The organism is Streptomyces sp. NPDC092296 (assembly GCF_044755465.1).
Classification (GTDB): domain Bacteria; phylum Actinomycetota; class Actinomycetes; order Streptomycetales; family Streptomycetaceae; genus Peterkaempfera.
In genome coordinates, this window is record NZ_JBIVRB010000004.1 from 199,069 (window position 1) to 219,260 (window position 20,192).

General features: G+C 75.4%; 15 protein-coding genes and 1 pseudogene. 11 read left to right on the top strand and 5 right to left on the bottom strand.

Translation table 11 applies throughout. From position 1 onward, the window contains the following. Positions 1-36 precede the first annotated feature (36 nt). Together ACIQGZ_RS13965 and ACIQGZ_RS13970 are read left to right on the top strand one after the other, a co-directional pair. Positions 37-576, top strand: a pseudogene (locus tag ACIQGZ_RS13965) (DoxX family protein); the annotation flags it as partial. A 276-nt stretch (positions 577-852) separates the two neighbouring features. After that, positions 853-1,119, top strand: coding sequence for a Rieske (2Fe-2S) protein (locus ACIQGZ_RS13970; RefSeq protein WP_402601978.1), 267 nt, complete (start codon positions 853-855; stop codon positions 1,117-1,119). A gap of 128 nt (positions 1,120-1,247) precedes the next feature. Here the strand turns inward: ACIQGZ_RS13970 and ACIQGZ_RS13975 are convergent, their stop codons facing one another. Together ACIQGZ_RS13975 and ACIQGZ_RS13980 are read right to left on the bottom strand one after the other, a co-directional pair. Continuing rightward, positions 1,248-1,508: a hypothetical protein gene (locus ACIQGZ_RS13975; RefSeq protein ID WP_402601711.1), complete on the bottom strand. Its 261-nt coding sequence runs from the start codon at positions 1,506-1,508 to the stop codon at positions 1,248-1,250. After that, on the bottom strand, positions 1,505-3,007 hold the full coding sequence (locus tag ACIQGZ_RS13980) for a PspC domain-containing protein (protein WP_402601713.1): 1,503 nt from the start codon (positions 3,005-3,007) through the stop codon (positions 1,505-1,507). The genes ACIQGZ_RS13975 and ACIQGZ_RS13980 overlap by 4 nt, the downstream gene beginning before the upstream one ends. Positions 3,008-3,386: 379 nt before the next feature. Between ACIQGZ_RS13980 and ACIQGZ_RS13985 the strand changes: the two genes are divergently transcribed. From ACIQGZ_RS13985 to pcrA, 6 genes are all read left to right on the top strand, one after another. After that, complete coding sequence (locus tag ACIQGZ_RS13985; protein ID WP_402601980.1) at positions 3,387-4,712, top strand: PspC domain-containing protein; 1,326 nt, start codon at positions 3,387-3,389, stop codon at positions 4,710-4,712. Then, the gene (locus tag ACIQGZ_RS13990; RefSeq protein ID WP_402601714.1) at positions 4,709-5,416 is read left to right on the top strand and encodes a LuxR C-terminal-related transcriptional regulator; all 708 of its coding nucleotides are present in this window, start codon (positions 4,709-4,711) and stop codon (positions 5,414-5,416) included. The genes ACIQGZ_RS13985 and ACIQGZ_RS13990 overlap by 4 nt, the downstream gene beginning before the upstream one ends. Before the next feature lie 108 nt (positions 5,417-5,524). Then, positions 5,525-5,878: a hypothetical protein gene (locus ACIQGZ_RS13995; protein ID WP_402601716.1), complete on the top strand. Its 354-nt coding sequence runs from the start codon at positions 5,525-5,527 to the stop codon at positions 5,876-5,878. 52 nt (positions 5,879-5,930) lie between these two features. After that, on the top strand, positions 5,931-6,707 hold the full coding sequence (locus tag ACIQGZ_RS14000; RefSeq protein WP_402601982.1) for a DNA polymerase beta superfamily protein: 777 nt from the start codon (positions 5,931-5,933) through the stop codon (positions 6,705-6,707). Continuing rightward, complete coding sequence (locus ACIQGZ_RS14005) at positions 6,704-7,510, top strand: DNA polymerase beta superfamily protein (protein ID WP_402601718.1); 807 nt, start codon at positions 6,704-6,706, stop codon at positions 7,508-7,510. Before ACIQGZ_RS14000 ends, ACIQGZ_RS14005 begins: the two co-directional genes overlap by 4 nt. A gap of 48 nt (positions 7,511-7,558) precedes the next feature. Continuing rightward, positions 7,559-10,141, top strand: coding sequence for a DNA helicase PcrA (pcrA, locus tag ACIQGZ_RS14010; RefSeq protein WP_402601719.1), 2,583 nt, complete (start codon positions 7,559-7,561; stop codon positions 10,139-10,141). 36 nt (positions 10,142-10,177) lie between these two features. Here pcrA and ACIQGZ_RS14015 read toward each other — a convergent pair whose 3' ends face one another. Next, positions 10,178-11,815, bottom strand: coding sequence for a peptidoglycan DD-metalloendopeptidase family protein (locus ACIQGZ_RS14015; protein WP_402601721.1), 1,638 nt, complete (start codon positions 11,813-11,815; stop codon positions 10,178-10,180). A 578-nt stretch (positions 11,816-12,393) separates the two neighbouring features. Here ACIQGZ_RS14015 and ACIQGZ_RS14020 point away from each other — a divergent pair. After that, positions 12,394-12,807 carry a cobalamin B12-binding domain-containing protein gene (locus ACIQGZ_RS14020; protein WP_402601722.1) on the top strand — a complete coding sequence of 138 codons (414 nt, stop codon included), beginning with the start codon at positions 12,394-12,396 and terminating at the stop codon, positions 12,805-12,807. A gap of 36 nt (positions 12,808-12,843) precedes the next feature. On the opposite strand, the gene ACIQGZ_RS14025 is transcribed toward ACIQGZ_RS14020, so the two are convergent. Together ACIQGZ_RS14025 and ACIQGZ_RS14030 are read right to left on the bottom strand one after the other, a co-directional pair. After that, a complete protein-coding gene (locus ACIQGZ_RS14025) occupies positions 12,844-14,391 on the bottom strand; it encodes a DUF5691 domain-containing protein (protein ID WP_402601723.1) in 1,548 nt (515 codons plus the stop codon). 480 nt (positions 14,392-14,871) lie between these two features. Beyond that, a complete protein-coding gene (locus tag ACIQGZ_RS14030) occupies positions 14,872-16,254 on the bottom strand; it encodes an SWIM zinc finger family protein (RefSeq protein WP_402601724.1) in 1,383 nt (460 codons plus the stop codon). A gap of 167 nt (positions 16,255-16,421) precedes the next feature. Between ACIQGZ_RS14030 and ACIQGZ_RS14035 the strand changes: the two genes are divergently transcribed. Both ACIQGZ_RS14035 and ACIQGZ_RS14040 read left to right on the top strand, forming a co-directional pair. Further along, a complete protein-coding gene (locus tag ACIQGZ_RS14035; protein WP_402601725.1) occupies positions 16,422-17,609 on the top strand; it encodes an AAA family ATPase in 1,188 nt (395 codons plus the stop codon). Positions 17,610-17,611: 2 nt separating this feature from the next. Further along, a complete protein-coding gene (locus tag ACIQGZ_RS14040) occupies positions 17,612-20,080 on the top strand; it encodes a DUF5682 family protein (protein ID WP_402601726.1) in 2,469 nt (822 codons plus the stop codon). Positions 20,081-20,192 lie beyond the last annotated feature (112 nt).

Genomic DNA, 20,192 nt, shown 5'->3' on the forward strand with positions numbered 1-20,192 from the left:
TTTGTCACTCAGAGGCGAAGCACGGAGAGGTGCGTTATGGCGGACAGGGCAGACGATGGCGGCGCGGCGGTGACGCCGGGGCCCAGCGGTGGGAAATCGCAGGTGGGCGGGGTTGCGGGGCTCCGGGAACTCGGCTCCCGGTATGCGTTGCTGCCGCTGCGGATCTTCCTTGGGGTGACCTTCGTCTACGCGGGCATCGACAAGCTCGCGGACGCGCACTACCTGGCCGGCGCGGCCGACTCCGCGTCGTTCGTGGCGCAGACCCGGGCGGTGCGGGGCAGCAGCCCGATCGGCCCGCTGCTGGACCAGGCACTGCACACGCCGACGCCGTTCGCGCTGGCGATGGCCTTCGGCGAGCTGGCCGTGGGGCTGGGTGCGCTGCTGGGCCTCTGGATGCGGGTGGCGGGGATCGGCGGCGTGCTGATCAACCTCAGCCTCTGGCTGACCGTCAGCTGGCAGGTGGACCCGTTCTACCTGGGCAATGACCTGCCCTACATGATCGCTTGGCTGCCGCTGGTGCTCGCCGGGGCGCCCAACCTCTCGCTGGACGCCTGGCTGGCCGGGCGCACCGCCCGGGAGCGGACGGCCGGTGCCGCGCCGGACGCGGTCCGGCGGCGGGCGCTGATCGACGGCGGCATCGCCGCCGTGGCGGTCGCGGGCGTGGGCCTGCTCTCCGGGGTGCTGGCGGCCAAGCTCGGCCGCAACAACGGCGACACGGTGGCCAAGGACGACCGGACGGTGCGGCCGGGGTCCGACGCCGCGCCCTCACAGCAGCCGGTCGGTGCCAACGGGGCGGGCGGCGGTGCGGCCAAGGTGTCGGTGCCGGTGGCCGAGGTCGCGTTGGGCGGGGCGGTGCGGACCGCCGACCCGGCGACGGGTGACGCGGTCTTCGTCCTCCAGCTGAAGAAGGACGAGTACTCGGCGCTGTCGGCGGTCTGCCCGCACGCCCGGTGCGTGGTGGACAAGCCCAAGGACGGCAAGCTGGTCTGCCCGTGCCACCGGTCGGTGTTCGACGCGACCACCGGTGAGGTGCTGGTCGGGCCGGCCAAGACCGGGCTGCCCAAGTACGGGCTGACCCGCAGCGGCGACCGGCTGGAGCTCGGGCCGCAGGAGTCCTGACCGGCGCCGCCGGGCCGTCAGGCCGCGCCCCCGAGTGGTCGCCTTGCGCGGCCACCCGGGGGCGCGGCCATGGCTTTTCACGCGGTTCCTCGCGCCCCTGGGTGGGTGCGCCTTGGCGCCGTACGGGGTCAGGGCTTCGGGGGAGTCCGGTCGTCGTCGAGGAGGCCCAGGGGGTTGCCCTGGCCGGTGGCGTCCAGGCGGTTGCGCCGGGCCATCCGGGCGACCGCACCGGCCAGGCCGGCGGTGCCGAGTGAGATCAGGGCCACCGGGATCACGATGTGCCCGTTGACCGACCGGTTGTTGAGCGAGGCGATCAGGTAGACCACCGCGATGGCGCTGAACGTCAGCCCGGCGATCAGCGAGAAGACGTCGACCTCGTGGCGTTTCATCTGCGGACCACCTTTACGTCGCCGAGCCCGACCTGTAGGTCGAGGGTGATGGTGCCCTTGGAGTGCGGACCGAGCGGCGCCAGGTTCGCCTGGTGCTCGTTGCCCAGGCCGCCCGCGTGGATGCCGTTCGGCAGCTCGATGTCGCCCGCCGCGCTGTGCACGGTGATCCGCAGCCGTACGTCGCCCGGCACGGTGACGGTGAGGCTGCCCGCGCCGAGCCGGACCCCGGTGGTGACGGTGCCGCCGCCCGGGTCGATCCCGCCCAGGTCGAGCGCCGCGTTGCCCGCCCCCAGGCTGTAGATGTGCCGGACCTGGGAGGCACTGGCCGGTGCCCAGGCGCGATCGCCCACCGACGCCTTGAGTGGCAGGTCGGACGTGCCGGCGGCCGCCAGCGCCAGCGTGGTGAGCAGCGCGGGCAGCACCAGGCCGCGCGCCCGGCCCCGCCGGGAGGCGAGCAGCAGCGCCAGCCCCTGCACCAGCAGCACCGCCGCCAGCACCGTGGTGAGCCGGACATCACCGTGCTGCCCGCCCGCCATCGCCCACACCGCCGCACCCGCACCGAGCGACAGCAGGAAGGCGATCGAACCCAGGCCGCCCTGGCCGTGCCGGTGGCTGCGGCCGTGCCGGTGGCCCGGATGGTGGTGACGCGGCCGCCGCTCCGGCGGCGTCGGCGGTACGGGCGGCTCGGGCGCGGCCGTCTTGCGCAGCGGATCGCCCGCCGGCAGATCCTCGCGCTGCCACCAGGCCGCCGTGCCGCCCGGCGGCGGGGGCGGCGCGTCATACGGGGCGTACGGGTTGCGGTCCGGATACCGGGGGTCCCAGCGGTAGCCGGTCGGGGACCCGGCGGTGGCCCGCCACTCCTCCCGCCGCACCCGCCACTCGTCCCGGAACTCCTGGCGGCGCGCCCGCCACTCCTCGCGCAGCTGGTCGCGCTGGGCCCGTGCCTCCTCGCGCTGGACATGCCGGTCGTACGGGTCGTACTCGCGGCGCGGTCGGGGTTCGCCCGGCGGGCGGCGGCGCCGCTCCGGGTCGTACCGCACCGCGAAGAAGACCAGCACGCCGAGCAGCAGCAGCGGGAAGAGGCGGTTGCCCCGGTCCATCCAGGAGAAGAAGACGCCGGTGCCGATCACGGTGAGCAGCACCGCGCCGATCGACTGGGCGTCGACCTGCCCGGTGAGCACCCGCTGGATCTCGGTCTTCCGGGAGCGCTCGGCGGGGACGATCAGCCACGCCAGGCCGTACAGGAAGAGTCCGAGGCCGCCGGAGAGGCAAAGCACCGCGATGACCACCCGGAAGACCACCGGGTCGATGTCGAGGTGGCGGCCGAGGCCGCCGCAGACGCCGGCCACCACCCGGTGGCGGTCGCTGCGCACCAGCGGCGGGCGGGCGGCCGTGCCGTCGTCGGCGGCGGTGGCTCCGGCTCCGGCTGCGGTGTCCTCCCGGTCCCGGGCCGCCTGTCGCCCGTCGGTGGGCGGGGGTGGCGTGCGGTCGTCCGTCATGACTCCATCCTGCGGGTGCCGGCGGCCGGGACCAACCGGTTCCGCCCCTGCTCGGACCCTGATCTCTCCCTGAGATGGTTGAGGGGCGCAACCCTGATGCGCGCGCCCCCGCGAGCGTGTGACGATCGGTGGCGTGGCAGCACCCGGCACCGAACCCCCCGCAGGCCCGGCCCCGGCCGACCCAGCCCTGTCCGACTCAGCCCTGTCCGGCCCAGCCCCGTCCCGGCCGGACCCGCCCGGCCCGATCCCTCCCGAGCCCGCAGTGCCGTCCGGCGCCGGTGGGCACTCCGGCGCGCCCGGCGGCGGTGCCACCGCCGCGAAGCCCGAGCCGGAGGCGCAGCCGCCGTACCGGAAGCTCTACCGCAGCCCGGAGCGGCGGATGGTGGGCGGGGTGGCCGGCGGGCTGGCGGTGCACCTGGGGCTGCCGGTGGCCTGGGTGCGGGCCGCCTTCGTCCTGCTGTTCTTCGCGGACGGCATGGGGGTGCTGCTCTACGCCGCCTTCTGGTTCGTGGTGCCGATCGGCATCGGTGAGCCGGTGCGCGGCAGCGGGCCCGGCGACTGGGCGTACGTCGGCGGCGCCTTCGTGCCCGGTCGCGGCGGCGAGCCGCTGCGCAAGGGCGGCCGGGGCTGGATCGGCAGGCTGCGGGAGGGGTTGCAGCGGACGTTCCAGGGCGAGTCCTTCGGCCTGCCGCCGGACCCGGCCGCCGCTCCCGCCGCCGCCCCGCAGGGCCGCGCCAGCCGGGAGAACCTGGGACAGCTGGTGGCGCTGCTCGCCGTGGTGGTGGGCATCCTGGCGCTGCTCAACGCGCTGCACATCCAGGCCGCCAAGCCGTACGTCTGGCCGCTGCTGACCATCGGGGTGGGCGTCGCCCTGGTGTGGCGGCAGGCCGACGACTCGCGGTGGCAGCGCTGGTTCGGTCTGGACGGCAGCAAGCGCGGCACCGCCGTGATGCGGGTGGTCGCCGGGGTGGTGCTGGTGGCGGCCGGCATCATCGGCCTGCTGGTGCTCCAGGGTTCGGAGACCCAGCTCGGCGCGGTGCTGGAGGCGTCGCTCGCGGTGCTGGCCGGGGTGCTGGTGCTGATCGGCCCGTACGCGCTGCGGATGTGGCAGGACCTGGGCACCGAGCGCCGGGAGCGGATTCGGGCCCAGGAGCGGGCCGAGATCGCGGCGCACGTCCATGACTCGGTGCTGCACACCCTCACCCTGATCCAGCGGCACGCGGAGGACGCCAAGGAGGTGGCCAGGCTGGCCCGCGCGCAGGAGCGTGAGCTGCGGGTCTGGCTGTACCGGCCGGAGGCGGCGGCGGAGACGCCGGACACGCTGGCCGAGCGGGTGCGCAAGGTCGCCGCCGAGGTGGAGGACCTGCACGGGGTGCCGGTGGAGGTGGTCTGCGTCGGTGACTGCCCGATGGACGAGCGGCTCACGGCGCAGATGCAGGCCGCGCGTGAGGCCATGGTGAACGCGGCCAAGTACGGTGGCGGGGGACCGGTCCAGGTCTACGCTGAGGTCGAGGGGAGGATCGTATGGGTGTTCGTACGCGACCGCGGTCCCGGATTCGACCCGGAGGCGGTGCCGGAGGACCGGATGGGCGTACGGGAGTCGATCATCGGCCGGATGCGGCGCAACGGCGGGCAGGCGCGGGTGCGGCCCGCCCCGGCCGGCGGCACCGAGGTCGAGCTGGAGATGGAGAGGGCTGACGGATGAGCGGGACCGAGGAAGCGGTCGGGGCGGGGCAGGTCCGCAGGGCCCGGGTGGTGCTCGTCGACGACCACCGGATGTTCCGCACCGGCGTACGGGCCGAGATCGGGGAGACCGCGCGGACCGGCATCGACGTGGTCGGGGAGGCCGACGACGTGGAGCAGGCGGTCGCCGTGGTCACCGCCACCCGGCCGGACGTGGTGCTGCTCGACGTCCACCTGCCCGGCGGCGGCGGGGTGGAGGTGCTGCGCCGCTGCGCGCCGCTGATGACCGAGGGCGCGGACGGCGCGGCGGCGGTGCGCTTCCTGGCGCTGTCGGTCTCGGACGCGGCGGAGGACGTGATCGGGGTGATCCGGGGCGGTGCGCGCGGCTATGTGACCAAGACCATCACCGGGTCCGACCTGGTGGCGGCGGTCTTCCGGGTGGGGGACGGCGACGCGGTGTTCTCGCCCCGGCTGGCCGGGTTCGTCCTGGACGCCTTCGCGGCGACCGACACCCCGCCGGTGGACGAGGACCTGGACCGGCTCACCCAGCGGGAGCGGGAGGTGCTGCGGCTGATCGCCCGGGGGTACGCGTACAAGGAGATCGCCAAGCAGCTGTTCATCTCGGTGAAGACGGTGGAGAGCCATGTGTCGGCGGTGCTGCGCAAGCTCCAGCTGAGCAACCGGCACGAGCTGACCCGCTGGGCCACCGCGCGCCGCCTGGTCTGAACCCGCTGCCTGGTCTGAACCCGCCGCCTGGCCCGGCCCGCGCTCTCGGCCCCGGCCGCCCCGGGGGCGCGGCCGGGCGGCCGGGGGCGGCTGAGTACGATCGGCCGGGTGGACGTCCTCATCAACATCTTCGTCGCCCTGCACATCATCGGCATAGCCGCCCTGCTGGGCGGGTTCCTCACCCAGCTCAAGGCCCTGAAGGCGGGCGGTGCCCGGGTGGTGCCGGCGATGGTGCACGGCGCGCTGACCATGCTGGTCACCGGCATGGCGCTGGTGGGCCTGAACGACGCCGACGACCACCACCCCAACATGGTCAAGATCGGCGTGAAGCTTGCCCTGCTGGTGGTCATCCTGCTGCTGGTCTGGGTCTACCGCGACGAGGACAAGCCGGCCGGCGGCGTGGTCGGCGCGATCGGCGGCCTGACCGCCGCCAACATCTTCATCGCCACCCTCTGGACCTGAGCCGCCCCGGGCCGCCGCCACCCCGGGCCGCCGCCACCCCGGCCCGTCGCCCCTGGCCCGTCGCCCCTGGCCCGCCGCCCCGAAATCTGCTGGCGCCGACCGTGCGCGGCACGCCACGATGGCCCGCATGCAGCGCTGGGAGCAGCTGGTCACCGACCACACCGTCCTCTCGGTGGTCGTGGGCTCGCATGCGTTCGGGCTGGCCACCGAGGCGTCCGACACCGATCGGCGCGGCGTCTATGTGACGCCCGCCTCCTGGCTCTGGCGGCTGGAGAAGCCGCCGCCGCACATGGCGGGGCCGCAGGACGAGCAGTTCAGTTGGGAGGTCGAGCGGTTCTGCGGGCTGGCGCTGACCGCCAATCCCAACGTCCTCGAAGTGCTGCACTCCCCGCTGGTCGAGCGCACCACCCCGCTGGGGGCCGAGCTGCGCGAGCTGGCCCCGGCCTTCCTCTCCCGCCGGGCGCACCAGACCCACGTCCGCTACGCGGACGCCCAGTTCGCCCGAGCCGACGCCCGCCGTGCCCGTGGCGAGCAGCCCAGGGGCAAGCACCTGCTGCATCTGCTGCGGCTGCTGACCGGCTGCGCCCACCTGCTGGAGACCGGGACGATGCGGCTGGACGTCGGCGCCGACCGCGAACGGCTGCTGGCCGTCGGCCGGGGCGAGGTCGGCTGGGACGAGGTCTGCGCCTGGCGCGACCGGCTCGTCCGGCGGGTCGACTCCGCCCTGCCGACCAGCCCGCTGCCCGCCGAGCCGGATGCCGGGCGGGTGGAGGAGTGGCTGGTCTCGGTGCGGCGCCGGACACTGGACGGCGAGAGGGTGAGCGCATGACGACCGGGACGACGGCGGCAGTGGTGAAGGAGAGGCTCGCGGCGGCGGGGGTGCCCGAGCTCGGTGAGGTGCTGGCGGAGGAGGTGGCGGAGCCGCTGGTCTTCGCCTCGGTCTCCGGCGCCCACCTGTACGGCTTCCCGTCCACCGACTCGGACGTGGACCTGCGCGGCGCGCACCTGCTGCCGGTCGAGGCGCTGATCGGCCTGGAGACGCCCCGCGACACCCAGAGCCGGATGTGGCTGCGCGAGGGCGTCGAACTGGACCTGGTCACCCATGACCTGGCCAAGTACGCCCGGTTGATGCTGCGGCGCAACGGCTACGTCCTGGAGCAGCTACTCTCCCCGCTGGTGCTGCGCACCACCCCGGTGCACGCCGAGCTGGCCGCGCTGGCGCCGCTGGTGCTGACCCGCCACCACGGTCACCACTACCGGGGCTTCGCCCGCACCCAGTGGCGGCTGTTCGAGCGCAGCGACGAGCTGAAGCCGCTGCTCTACACCTTCCGCGCGCTGCTCACCGGCATCCACCTGATGCGCAGCGGCGAGGTGCTGGCCCATCTGCCGACGCTGGCGGCCGAGGTGCCGTCCGCGCCGCCGTACCTCGGGCAGCTGATCGCCGCCAAGGCGACGGCGGAGCAGGGGCTGCGCGGCGAGCTGCCCGGGGCGCCGACGCCGGAGCGGCTGCGCGACGCGGTGGAGGCGCTGGGGGCCGAGCTGGACCAGGCGCAGCGGGACAGCACGCTGCCCGCCGAGCAGCGCGGCCACCGGGAACTGCACGAGCTGGTGGTGCGGGCGCGGCTGGGATGAGCGGAGCGGCGGCCCGCTGTCGCAGGCAGGTCATAGACTCGGTGAGCGATGAGTAGCCTCTTTGACGACATCCCGCTGCCCGGCCTCGACGGCCCCACCGCAGGGTCGGCGGCCCCTGCCCGGTACGCGGCCTTCGCGGCCGCCGACGAGCCGCCTCCCCCGGAGGAGGACGGCTTCGCCCCGTACGACGAGGCGGCTCCGTACGAGGAGGCCATTCCGGCCGACCTCTTCCAGGGCGACTTCAACGGCCCGGTCCAGCGGGACGCGTACCACGGCAATGGCGCGCCACGCACGGTGATCGACCCGGCGCAGCTGCTGGACGGGATGAATCCGCAGCAGCGCGAGGCCGTGGTGCACTCTGGTTCGCCGCTGCTCATCGTGGCCGGCGCGGGCTCCGGCAAGACCCGGGTGCTCACCCACCGGATCGCCCATCTGCTGGCCGAGCGCGGGGTGCGGCCCGGCGAGATCCTGGCGATCACCTTCACCAACAAGGCCGCCGGCGAGATGCGGGAGCGGGTCGAGCAACTGGTCGGCCCGCAGGCCAGGGCGATGTGGGTCTCCACCTTCCACAGCGCCTGTGTCCGCATCCTGCGCCGGGAGAGCAAGCGGCTGGGCTTCACCTCCAGCTTCTCGATCTACGACGCGGCCGACGCGCAGCGGCTGATGGCCCTGGTCTGCCGGGATCTGGATCTGGACCCCAAGCAGTTCCCGCCGAAGTCCTTCACGGCCAAGGTCTCCAACCTCAAGAACGAGCTGATCGACGAGGAGACCTACGCCGGCCAGGCGGCCAACCCCATGGAGCGCAAGCTGGCCGAGGCGTACGCGCTCTACCAGCGGCGGCTGCGGGAGGCCAACGCGCTGGACTTCGACGACATCATCATGACGGCGGTGCACCTGCTCCAGGCGTTCCCCGACGTGGCGGAGCACTACCGGCGGCGGTTCCGGCACATCCTGGTGGACGAGTACCAGGACACCAACCACGCCCAGTACATGCTGGTTCGCGAGCTGACCGGCGGCGCCGTCGGCCAGGCGCCCAAGCGGACGGTGGACGGCGACCTGGTCAACCCGGCGGCCGAGGGGCCGGCGCAGCTGCCGCCGGCCGAGCTGTGCGTGGTGGGCGACGCCGACCAGTCGATCTACGCCTTCCGGGGTGCCACGATCCGCAACATCCTCCAGTTCGAGGAGGACTACCCGGACGCCACCACCATCCTGCTGGAGCAGAACTACCGCTCCACCCAGACCATCCTCAGCGCGGCCAACGCGGTCATCGAGCGCAACACCAACCGCCGCCCGAAGAACCTCTGGACGGCGGGCGACGACGGCGCCGGGATCGTCGGCTATGTCGCGGACGACGAGCACGGCGAGGCGCAGTTCATCGCGGAGGAGATCGACCGGCTGACCGACGCGGGCGAGGCCAGGCCCGGCGACGTCGCGGTCTTCTACCGCACCAACGCGCAGTCCCGGGTCTTCGAGGAGGTGTTCATCCGGGTCGGCCTGCCGTACAAGGTGGTTGGCGGGGTGCGCTTCTACGAGCGCAAGGAGGTCCGCGACGTCCTCGCGTACCTGCGGGTGCTGGCCAACCCCGAGGACACCGTGCCGCTGCGCCGCATCCTCAACGTTCCCAAGCGCGGCATCGGGGACCGCGCCGAGGCGATGATCGACGCGCTGGCGCTGCGCGAGCGGATTCCCTTCGCCCAGGCGCTGCGCCGGGTGGACGAGGCGTACGGCATGGCCGCCCGCTCGGCCAACGCGGTACGGAAGTTCAACGAGCTGCTGGCGAAGCTGCGCGGCATCGCGGAGAGCGGCGCCGGGCCCGCCACCGTGCTGGAGGCGGTGCTGGAGGAGACCGGCTACCTGGCGGAGCTCCAGGCGTCGACCGATCCGCAGGACGAGACCCGGATCGAGAACCTCCAGGAGCTGGCCGCCGTCGCGCTGGAGTTCGAGCAGGAGAGCGCCGCCCAGGAGGACAGCGGCGGCACCCTGTCCGACTTCCTGGAGCGGGTGGCGCTGGTCGCGGACTCGGACCAGATCCCCGACACCGAGGAAGGCGAGGCGCAGGGCGTCATCACCCTGATGACCCTGCACACCGCCAAGGGCCTGGAGTTCCCGGTGGTCTTCCTCACCGGCATGGAGGACGGCGTCTTCCCGCACATGCGGGCGCTCGGCCAGGCCAAGGAGCTGGAGGAGGAGCGGCGGCTCGCCTACGTCGGGGTGACCCGGGCCCGGGAGCGGCTGTATCTGACCCGCTCGGTGATGCGCAGCGCCTGGGGCCAGCCCTCGTACAACCCGGCGTCGCGCTTCCTGGAGGAGATCCCGGCGCAGCTGGTCGACTGGAAGCGGTCCGGCGCCGCTGCCGCGCCGCCGTCCAGCGGCGTGGTGGGCGGTGTCGGCGGTGCGCGTGGCGGGTCGGCGGCAGCGCCCCGGGCGGGCTGGGGCAAGTCGGCGCGGCGGGTGCAGGAGCGGGAGGTGGTGGCGCTGGCCGTGGGCGACCGGGTCAGCCATGACACCTTCGGGCTGGGCACCGTGGTCGAGGCCACCGGGGTCGGTGACAAGGCGCAGGCGACCATCGACTTCGGGGCGACCGGCAGGAAGCGGCTGCTGCTGCGCTACGCGCCGGTGGAGAAGCTGTAGCGGACGATCACCGGTGGGCCCGGTCGGCGGGGCTGCTCAGCGCGGGTCGAGCCCGTGCTCCAGCAGCCACGGGATCGGGTCCACCGCGGGGGCGCCCTCGCCGCCGGGGTGGACCTCGAAGTGCATGTGCGGGCCGGTGCTGTTGCCGCTGCTGCCGGAGTAGGCGATCACGTCGCCGGCCTTCACCTTGCCCGAGCGGATCTTGTACGAGCTGAGGTGGCAGTACCAGGTCTCCGAGCCGTCCGACGCGGTGACGATCACCATGTAGCCGTACGCCGAGTTCCACTGGGTGCGCACGGTGCCGTCGGTCGCCGCGTGGACGCTGGTGCCCCAGCTGACCGGGAAGTCGATACCGGTGTGCAGCGCCGCCCAGTGGGTGCCGGCCATGCCGAAGGTGGCGGAGAGGCCGTGCTGCTTCACCGGCAGTACGAACTTGGGGCGCGCCTCCTCCTTGCGCTTCTTCTCGTCGGCCTGGCGCTTCTTCAGGTCGATCCGCGCCTGGTCGCGGCTGACCCGGCCGGCGAAGTCGTCGGCGTTCTTGCGCAGTCCGGCCAGCTGGGTGTCCAGCTTGGAGGAGGCGGTGGTGACCTGCTGCTGTGCGAGGGCCGTCGAGTCGGACGCTCCGGCCGCCGTCTCGTGCGACGGGCTCTGGTCGGGGGCGCTCACCGAGACGGCGGCTGCGGCGGCCACGCCCATCACGGCGACCGAGGGGACGGCGATGGTGAGCAGCGCGGACCGCCGGGCGGTGCGGGGCTTGCCCCGGGCGGCGCGGGCGGCGGCGCGGCCGCCGCCGGGGGCCACGACCCGGGTGGGGGGTTCGGGGGCGGGGTGCCCGGCTGCGGGGGGTTCGGGGGCGTCGGCCGGGCCGGGGTGGTCGGCGGGGGCTGCGGCGTCCGGGTGCTCGGGGTGACCGGCGTGCTCGGGGTGGTCGGCGGGGTCGAACTGGGACAGGTCGAACTCGGCCGTGTCGTACGGGGCCGCTTCGAACTGCGCGGTCTCGTCGAAGTGGGCGGCCTCGAACTGCGCGGTCTCGTCGAACTGGGCCGTCTCGAACTGGGCCGTCTCGAACTGCGTGGTCTCGAACTGGGCCGTGTCGTACGGGGCCGCCTGGTGCGGAATGGTGTCGTACCCGGCTGCCCCGTAGTGCGAGGTGTCGTACCCGGTCGCCTGGTAGTGGGCCTCGCCGTAGCCGGTGGCAGCGGTGTCGTACCCGGTCGGCGCGGCCTCCTGCGGCGTGCCCTGGCCGGAGTGGGTGCCGTACTCGGCGGCGTACCCCGTGCCGGTGGTCGGGGCGGTGTCGTACCCGGCGTACGCCTGGTAGCCGTACACCCCGTCCTGGGCGGGCCCGGTGCCTGCCGGGTACTCGCCGTACCCGGTGCCGCCGTAGAGGTCCTGGGCGCCGTACTGGTGGCCGGTGGTGTCCGGCGAGGCGAAGGCGGTGCTGTCCCAGACGGCGGTCGCGGTCGGGTCTGCGGCGTACGTGCCGTAGCCGTAGGTGGTCGCGGCGGCGGCCTGCCGGCCGGGGTCGGCCGCCCAGCCGCCGGTCTGCTCCGCCGTCATCTCCCCGTAGCCGTACCAGGTGCCGGTGGCGTCGTAGGAGGTCTCCGCATACGAGGGGTCAGGGGCGACAGGGGGCGGGAAGACCGCCCCGGCACCATGGCCTTCGTATGCCACTGGCTCCACTTTCGCCTCGACAGCAAGGGAATCAGCGGCGACTGTATCCCCGGAGGTGGACCGGCGACAATCTTTTGCCGGGGACGGGACTCACCGCACCGGCCGATCGGACACCCGGCACCGCCCGTACGGGAGCTGTCGCCCCGTCAGAAAACGTGCTGAATCGGACGGCCCGGGTGCCCGCCGGATCGCGGTCCCGGATCGACCGCCGTTCGGCCGTGACCTGCGGTTGCGGGCGCCTCCGCAGCGGCGGCCGGCGCCGCCGCCGGACCCGGCGGGGAGCCGCACCCGACTCCTCGGCCACGGCCGGGGGCGGCCGGTCGGCGGGGCGCTCACCGTTTCCACCCCGAATGGTCCAGACGGGCGAACGGGCCGCGTCGCGCCCCCGGGCGGCCGGCGGTCGGCGGTGCGGGTGCGGGGCGCAGCCGCCCGCTGTGACTTTGCCCTCCCCGTGGACCGTGGAACAGCGCCCCGGCGCGGTGGGCGCTACCCTCCCTCCAAGGTTTGTTATCGCCCGTTAACCGGGCACCTGGCATGTGCGGGACCCACCGCGTTCTCGTGAAGCTCTGGAGGCAGGAATGGGAGTGTCCGGACCGATCCGCGTAGTGGTCGCCAAGCCGGGTCTCGACGGCCACGACCGTGGGGCCAAGGTCATCGCACGTGCGCTGCGCGACGCCGGTATGGAGGTCATCTACACCGGTCTGCACCAGACCCCGCAGCAGATCGTGGACACCGCGATCCAGGAGGACGCCGACGGCATCGGCCTGTCGATCCTCTCCGGTGCCCATATGACGCTCTGCGCCAAGGTGGTGGAGCTGCTGAAGGAGAAGGACGCGGCCGACATCAAGGTCTTCATCGGCGGCATCATCCCCGACGACGACGTCCCGCAGCTCAAGGCCATGGGCGTCGCGGACATCTTCACCCCGGGCACCTCCACCCGCGATGTGGTCGCCTGGGTCGAGGCCAATCTGCGTACCCAGCCGGCCGCCTGACGGGGGCGGTCCCCGCACCATCGCCGTCGCCGCTGCTCAGCCGAGCTCGGCTAGCATCGCCGCGCGGAAACGCAGCGTGCCGGCCAGCCGGGCGAAGGTCTCCGTCCACGCGGCGCCGCCCTCGGCGGCCGCCACCAGCGCCTCCACCTCGTCGGCGGCCGCCGGGGCGAGGGCCCGCTCGGCCATCCCCAGCACCCCGCTGTGGCTCCATGGATAGGCCCCCGAACCGGCGGCCCTGGCCAGGGCGCCCACCACGGTGGCGCCCAGCCGGGGCGACCAGGGCACGGTGCAGGCGCTCAGCAGTTGGAAGGCGTCCCCGAGCCCGTGGGCTGCCACGAACGCCGCCGCCCAGGCCGCCCGCTCCTCCGGCGGCAGTACGGCGAGCAGCTTCGCCGGTGCCCCGGCGGACCGCCCGGCGCCGTCGGTCGGCCGGGGCGCCGGCCCGAGCAGCGCGCGGGCCCAGTCGCTGTCGTGCTGCCGTACGGCGGCACGGGCCCAGGCTTCCCGCAGGTCGTCGCCCCAGCCGTCGTCCACCGGCAGTGCCAGCAGCTGCCCGGGGTCGAGCCCGGTCAGCTCCGCCCAGAGCGGCAGCGGGGCGGCGGCCACGATCTCCCCGAGCCACCAGGCCCGCTCGCCGCGCCCGGTGGGGGACTTCGGGGCTATGCCGTCCCGCTGCATCGCCGCGTCGCACTCGTCGGGCGGCCGGACGGTGAGGGCGGCCCCGGTGGGCCCCGGCCGCAGCCGGACGGCGGCGCGGGCGCGGTCCGCCATCCGGGCGGCCAGCGCCGAACCCGGCAGGGTGGAGAGCAGCTCGGCCGCCGTCAGCCGGACGTTCTTGCTGCGGTCACCGAGTGCGGCTTCCAGGAACGGCTCGTCGGCGCTGGAGAGCCGCTCCTGGAGTGCGTCCAGGAAGAGCAGCCGGTCCTCGGCCCGCTCGGTGGCCCAGGTGGAGCGCAGCAACTCCAGTGCGGCGGCCGGGTCGCGGCGGCGCAGCCGGGTCAGCTGGGTGACCCGCTCCGCGAACAGGCCCTCGTGCCAGATCCCGGTCCCGTCGCCCGGCTGCTCGGCGGTGGCCGGTGCCTCCGGGACGGTACGCAGCACAAAGCGCCAGTCGGGGTTGCGTGCGGCCAGCCAGTGGCCCAGCGGACCGGCGAGCGCGACCGCGTCCGCGCGCAGCTCGCTGCGGGCCCTGGCGGTGTCCAGCAGCGCGGGCACCAGTGGCGCGGGCAGCCGGTAGCCACGGGCTCGGGCGGTGGCCAGCCACTGCGGCAGCAGCTCGACCAGGTTGGCCCCGGCCGTGCCGCCCCGGTCCGCGAGCAGCAGGGCGAGCCGCCGCCGGGCCGGTTCGGGGAGCGGTGGCCGGGGGTCTTCCGGCGCCGGTCCGGGCAGCGGCTCGGCGGGGGCCGGTCGCAGCCCGGCCCGCCGGTGCACGGTGCTCAGCGCGGCCCGGGTGAGCAGTGCGGCGGCCGAGTCGGCGGAGCCGGGCACCGGCCGCCGCTCCGTCCCCAGCAGCGCGGCGGCCACCAGCTCCTCCCACTCCCCGGCCTGCGGCGGCCGTACCGCCGGGAGCTGCTGTGCGGTCATGGGTACCTCCTGCGTGATCCGGCCGCCCGGCTCAGCCGGGCGGAGTAGGTGTGTGCGGTCCACCACCCGGCCGGGCAACCGGCGCGGCGGCCGGCCGCCGTCCGGCTGTCGGGCTGTCCGGCTGCCGGGCCGTCGGGTCGTCGGGTCGGCGCGGTGCCGCCCGGTGGCGGTCGCCTTCAGGCCGTGCCCGAGCGCGGGCCGCGCGCCTGGTGGCTGCCGCACGGGTGCCCGGTCGGGGCCGTACCGGCCGGTGGCCACCGGTGCCTTGGGTCAGGCGCTCCTGCCGTACGGGCGCTCGGCCGGGAACGCCGCCGACCGACTGCGGTCCTGGCCGTCGGCCGGTCGTGCCCCGGTGGCCCGACGCCGCCTTCGGTGGAAGGTGCTGCCGTACGGGCGTGCGGCCGGGTCGCGCCGACCGGGGGCGGTGCCGGCCGTCGGCCGGTGGTGTCGGGGCGCGGGCCGTGCCGCGTTGTCGACGGGTCATCGGCAGACCCCCGTCGCGGTGCCCTCCGCGTCCCAGACGGTCACCGGGTTGAAGCCCCGGTGGCCGCACTCTCCGAAGACGGTCACCGGGCGCCCGCCGGAGACGGCGGCCAGCAGCCAGAGCCCGGCCCCCACTCCGCCGCCCGCCGCCGGGCGGGGCACCGGTATCTGCTCGCGGCCGTCGCCGTCCACCAGTCGCCAGCCGTCCGGGCCCGGCACCGGCACCACATCGGTGAGCACCACGGGCCAGGAGTCCAGCCAGGGGTCCTCGGCCAGCGCGGCGCCGTACTCCGCCATCGCCCGGCCGACCGTGACGCCGGGCGGCACCGCCTCCCCGGGCTCCGGGGGAGCGGGAGGCGCGTGGCGGGTGCCGAGCGCCGCCCGCAGAGGCCGCGCGCCCGGGTGGTGGGCGATGTCGGCCTCCAGCACCAGGCCGGTGGGCAGGGCGAGTTCGGGAGCCTGGCCCGGCCGTCCGAAGGAGAGCAGCAGGGCGAGGCGGCCGCTGCCGGCCCCCCGCAGCCACAGCCGACGGGTGGTCAGCCGGTCGTCGGCGGTCTCGCGGACGCCCAGCACCAGCCAGCGGTCGCGCACGGCCGGACCGCGCAGCACCTCCGCGTTGTCCACGGTGAAGCCGACCCGGGTGCGGACGGTGGCGGCCAGCGGCGCGGGCAGCCCGTCCAGCCGGCCGTATGCGCCGGTCAGCAGGTCAAGCAGGGCGTACTCCTCCAACAGCCGGGCCGGCCAGCCCGGACCGGAGGCCGGGACCGCCGCCAGCCCCCGGGTGAGCGAGGCCAGCCCGGGGGCTTGGGCGTCGACCATCCGGGCGGCCACGTCGTCCCAGCCGCCGTAGCCCGCCTGCTCCTCACCGGCCAGCCCGCCGCGCAGCCGGTCGGTGAGCCGCAACCGCAGCTCCGCCGCGCCCGCCGCGACCCGCGCGGACCGCCGCTCGGCCCGCCGCCGCGCCGCCGCCGGGTCGGCCGTGGCCGCCTCGGCGCGGGCGGCCTCCCGCTGCTCCTTCCCCGCCGCGCGCTCCCGGCGGGACGCCAGCCACTGCGCGGCGAAGTCGGCGGGCTCGGCCGCGTCCGGCACCGCGCCGGGGCCGCCGGCCCAGAGCAGCAGCAGGCCCAGCGCGTGCTTGCACGGGAACTTCCGGCTGGGGCAACTGCATGAGTACGCGGGCACGGACGGCTCTACCGCCGTCCGGTAGACGGCGCTGCCGCTGCCTTTGCACTCCCCCCACACCGCACCGCCCCCGGCGCCCACCCCGGACCAGGGCGCGGGGGAGGACAACTTGGCCGCCGCCTTGCGTGATGCGGCGTCAGGAGCCAGCGCCAGCACCTGGTCCGCCGTCCACCGCACGTCGTTCGAAGTCACCGACATGACCCCGACCGTAGCGACCACCACTGACAACGCCCCCGGCCGAAGCCGTCCCGGCGGCGTTGTCAGTGGTGTGGTGCATGGTGGTTCCACGCAGGTCGGACCGACCGACTCCGGCGCGGCCCGTCCGCGCCCTCCCGGTCGGCCTGCCCATGGACTGACCTCTGCCGATGCTCCCCGATCGAACCCGCCGCCGCGGTGCCCTGCCACAGGTGTGCCCGGCGACCCGCTGGAAGGAGCCCCCGTTGACCGCACCGACCGCTGCGACGACCGCCGGCACCACCGAGGTGCTGCGGCCGCACGCCGAGGACGCCTGCGCCGCGGAGCTGGCCGCCCTCGCCGCCCACGACGACCGGCCGCGCCCCGAGCGCTGGCGGCTCTCCCCGTGGGCCGTCGCCACCTATCTGCTGGGCGGCGAGCTGCCGGACGGCACCGTCATCAGCCCCAAGTACGTCGGCCCGCGCCGCCTGGTCGAGGTCGCCGTCAGCACCCTCGCCACCGACCGGGCCCTGCTGCTGCTCGGCGTCCCCGGCACCGCCAAGACCTGGGTGTCGGAGCATCTGGCGGCCGCCGTTAGCGGCGACTCCACGCTGCTGGTGCAGGGCACCGCCGGCACCCCGGAGGAGGCCGTCCGCTACGGCTGGGACTACGCCCGGCTGCTCGCCCACGGCCCCAGCCGGGAGGCGCTGGTCCCGTCGCCGGTGATGCGCGCCATGGCGGACGGCAAGATCGCCCGCGTCGAGGAGCTGACCCGCATCCCGGCGGACGTGCAGGACAGCCTGATCACCATCCTGTCCGAGAAGACCCTGCCGATCCCCGAGCTCGGCGCCGAGACCCAGGCCGTGCGCGGCTTCAACCTCATCGCCACCGCCAACGACCGCGACCGGGGCGTCAACGACCTCTCCAGCGCGCTGCGCCGCCGGTTCAACACGGTGGTGCTGCCGCTGCCCGCCTCCATCGAGGACGAGGTCGACATCGTCACCCGGCGGGTCCGCCAGCTGGGCCGCTCCCTGGACCTGCCCGACCTGCCGGACGGCGCGACCGAGATCCGACGGGTCGTCACCGTCTTCCGCGAGCTGCGCGACGGCGTCACCGCCGACGGCCGCACCAAGGTCAAGTCGCCCACCGGCACCCTCTCCACCGCCGAGGCGATATCGGTGCTGGCCAACGGCACCGCGCTCGCCACCCACTTCGGTGACGGCGTGCTGCGCCCCGCCGACGTGGCCTCGGGCGTCCTCGGTGCCGTGGTCCGCGACCCGGCCGGCGACCGGGTGGTCTGGCGGGAGTACCTGGAGGGCGTGGTGCGCGAGCGCGACGGCTGGAAGGACTTCTACCGCGCCTGCCGGGAGGTGGGCTGACGATGGCACGATCCGCCCCGGCGGCCACCGCCGACCGGGCCGCACAGGTCACCGTGCTCGGCGTACGGCACCACGGGCCGGGCTCCGCCCGCGCGGTGGCCGCCGCCCTGGCCGCCCTGGCGCCGGACGCGGTGCTGATCGAGGGCCCGCCGGAGGCCGACCCGATCCTCGCGCTGGCGGCGGAGCAGGACATGGTCCCGCCGGTCGCCCTGCTGGCCCATGTGGTGGACGAGCCGGCCCAGGCCGCGTTCTGGCCGTTCGCGTCCTTCTCCCCGGAGTGGGTCGCGATCCGGCACGCCGTGGAGTGGGGTACGCCCGTCCGCTTCATCGACCTCCCGGCGGCGTACGGCTTCGCGCTGGCCGCCGCACGGGAGCAGCAGCCGGGCGGGGCGCCACCGGGGAGCGCCCCGCCCGGCCTCGCCGCCGAGCCCGAAGACGGCCCCGGTGACGGTGCAGGGGCCGGCCCGGCCGCCCTGGACCCGATCGCCGCACTGGCCCGAGCCGCAGGGCATGACGACGCCGAGCGCTGGTGGGAGGACGTCGTCGAACACCGGCTGCCCCGGGAGCACGACCGGGACGGCGACGCCCTGGCCCCCTTCCGGGCCCTCTCCGAGGCCATGGCCGTGCTGCGCGAGCGCGGCCCGGCCGAATCCGACCCGGGCAGCGGCGGCCCGACCGGCCTGCCGGACGAGGCACTGCGCGAGGCGTACATGCGCCGGGAGATCCGCGCGGCCCGCCGGGCCGGCCACCGCCGGATCGCCGTGGTCTGCGGCGCCTGGCACGTCCCCGCCCTGGAGCGGATGCCCACCGCCGCCCACGACACCGCACTGCTGCGCACCCTTCCCCGGCGGCCCAGGACCGAGATCACCTGGGTGCCCTGGACGCACCGCCGCCTGGCCCAGCACACCGGCTACGGCGCGGGCATCGCCTCACCCGGCTGGTACCACCACCTCTTCACCGCCCCCGACCGGCCACTGGCCCGCTGGATGACCCGCGTCGCCGGGCTGCTGCGCGAGGCCGACCACCCGGTCTCCTCCGCCCATGTCATCGAGGCGGTCCGGCTCGCGGAGACCCTTGCCGCCATGCGCGGCCGCCCGCTCCCCGGCCTCACCGAGACCCTGGACGCCGTCCGCGCGGTGCTGACCGACGGCTCCGAGGTGCCGCTCACCCTCGTCCACGACCGCCTGGTGGTCGGGGACGCCCTCGGTACGGTGCCCGAAAGCGCCCCGGCCGTGCCACTACAGCGCGACCTCACCCGGCAGCAGCGCACCCTGCGCCTGCCGCCCACGGCCGCCGAGCGTGATCTCGACCTGGATCTGCGCCAGGAGTCCGGCGCCGCCCGCAGCCGCCTGCTGCACCGGCTCCGCCTGCTCGGCATCCCCTGGGGCACCCCGGCCCGCTCCGTCGGCGGCAGCACCGGCACCTTCCGCGAGTCCTGGCGCCTGCGGTGGGACCCGGAGCTGGCCGTCCGCGTCGTGGAGGCCGCCCTCTGGGGCACCACCGTGTCCGCCGCCGCCACCGCCAGGGCGCGGGACGGCGCCACACACGCCGCCACGCTGGCCGAGGTCACCGCCCTGGCCGAGGACTGCCTGCTGGCGGACCTGCCCGACGCACTCCCCACCGTGATGCGGGTGCTCGCCGACCGCGCCGCACTGGACACCGACGTGGCCCACCTCGCGGAGGCCCTGCCCGCCCTGGTCCGGGCGCTGCGCTACGGCGATGTGCGCGGCACCGACGCCGGGGCGCTGCGCGGCGTCGCGGAGGGCCTGGCGGTACGGGTGTGCGTGGGCCTGCCACCCGCCTGCACCGGGCTGGCCGGTGAGGCGGCCACCGCCATGCTGGCCCACCTCGACGCCGTACACCACGCGATCGGCCTGCTCGACGACGGCTCCGAGCCGGGCGGGGTGCGCGAGCGCTGGGCGGCCGCCCTGTACTCGCTGGCCGACCGGGAACCCGTCGGGGGCTCCGCCACCGGCGTCCCCGGGCTGCTGCGCGGCCGGGCCGTCCGGCTGCTGCTGGACGACGGTCGGCTCGACACCGACGAGGCCGCCCGCCGGATGGGCCTCGCCCTGTCCACCGCGTCCGGGCCGGCCGACGCCGCCGGGTGGGCGGAGGGCTTCCTGGCCGGCGGCGGCATGCTGCTGGTCCACGACGACCGGCTGCTCGGCCTGCTGGACGGCTGGCTGGCAGGGGTGCCGGCCGAGGCGTTCACCGAGGTGCTGCCGCTGCTGCGCCGTACCTTCTCCGGCTTCGAGGCGGGTGTCCGGCGGACGGTCGGTGAGCGGGTCCGCGCCGGCGCCCCCGGTACGGCGGACGGCCGCACCCCGGCCCGCCCGTCCGCCACCGCCCCCGGCTTCGCCGCCGACCCCGACCTCCCCCGGGCGGACGCCGCCCTGGCCACCGTGGCCCTGCTGCTCGGCCTGGCCCAACCCCCTACCACCCCCGTCCCGGAGAGGACCGCCACCCCATGACCACCGGCCCCACCCTCGTGCCCATCGCCTGCCCGGTGGCCGACCCGGTCGCCGCCCCTGCCGCCGTCAGCCGTGCCGACGGTGCCTGTCCGTCCGTCGGCGTCCGTCCGGC

Excerpts from the sequence above, each read along its gene's own strand:
- ACIQGZ_RS13975 (WP_402601711.1), bottom strand. The coding sequence starts at position 1,508 with ATGAAACGCCACGAGGTCGACGTCTTCTCGCTGATCGCCGGGCTGACG.
- ACIQGZ_RS13980 (WP_402601713.1), bottom strand. The coding sequence starts at position 3,007 with ATGACGGACGACCGCACGCCACCCCCGCCCACCGACGGGCGACAGGCG.
- ACIQGZ_RS13985 (WP_402601980.1), top strand. The coding sequence starts at position 3,387 with ATGGTGGGCGGGGTGGCCGGCGGGCTGGCGGTGCACCTGGGGCTGCCG.
- ACIQGZ_RS13990 (WP_402601714.1), top strand. The coding sequence starts at position 4,709 with ATGAGCGGGACCGAGGAAGCGGTCGGGGCGGGGCAGGTCCGCAGGGCC.
- ACIQGZ_RS14005 (WP_402601718.1), top strand. The coding sequence starts at position 6,704 with ATGACGACCGGGACGACGGCGGCAGTGGTGAAGGAGAGGCTCGCGGCG.
- pcrA (WP_402601719.1), top strand. The coding sequence starts at position 7,559 with ATGAGTAGCCTCTTTGACGACATCCCGCTGCCCGGCCTCGACGGCCCC.
- ACIQGZ_RS14020 (WP_402601722.1), top strand. The coding sequence starts at position 12,394 with ATGGGAGTGTCCGGACCGATCCGCGTAGTGGTCGCCAAGCCGGGTCTC.
- ACIQGZ_RS14025 (WP_402601723.1), bottom strand. The coding sequence starts at position 14,391 with ATGACCGCACAGCAGCTCCCGGCGGTACGGCCGCCGCAGGCCGGGGAG.
- ACIQGZ_RS14030 (WP_402601724.1), bottom strand. The coding sequence starts at position 16,254 with ATGTCGGTGACTTCGAACGACGTGCGGTGGACGGCGGACCAGGTGCTG.
- ACIQGZ_RS14035 (WP_402601725.1), top strand. The coding sequence starts at position 16,422 with ATGCTCCCCGATCGAACCCGCCGCCGCGGTGCCCTGCCACAGGTGTGC.
- ACIQGZ_RS14040 (WP_402601726.1), top strand. The coding sequence starts at position 17,612 with ATGGCACGATCCGCCCCGGCGGCCACCGCCGACCGGGCCGCACAGGTC.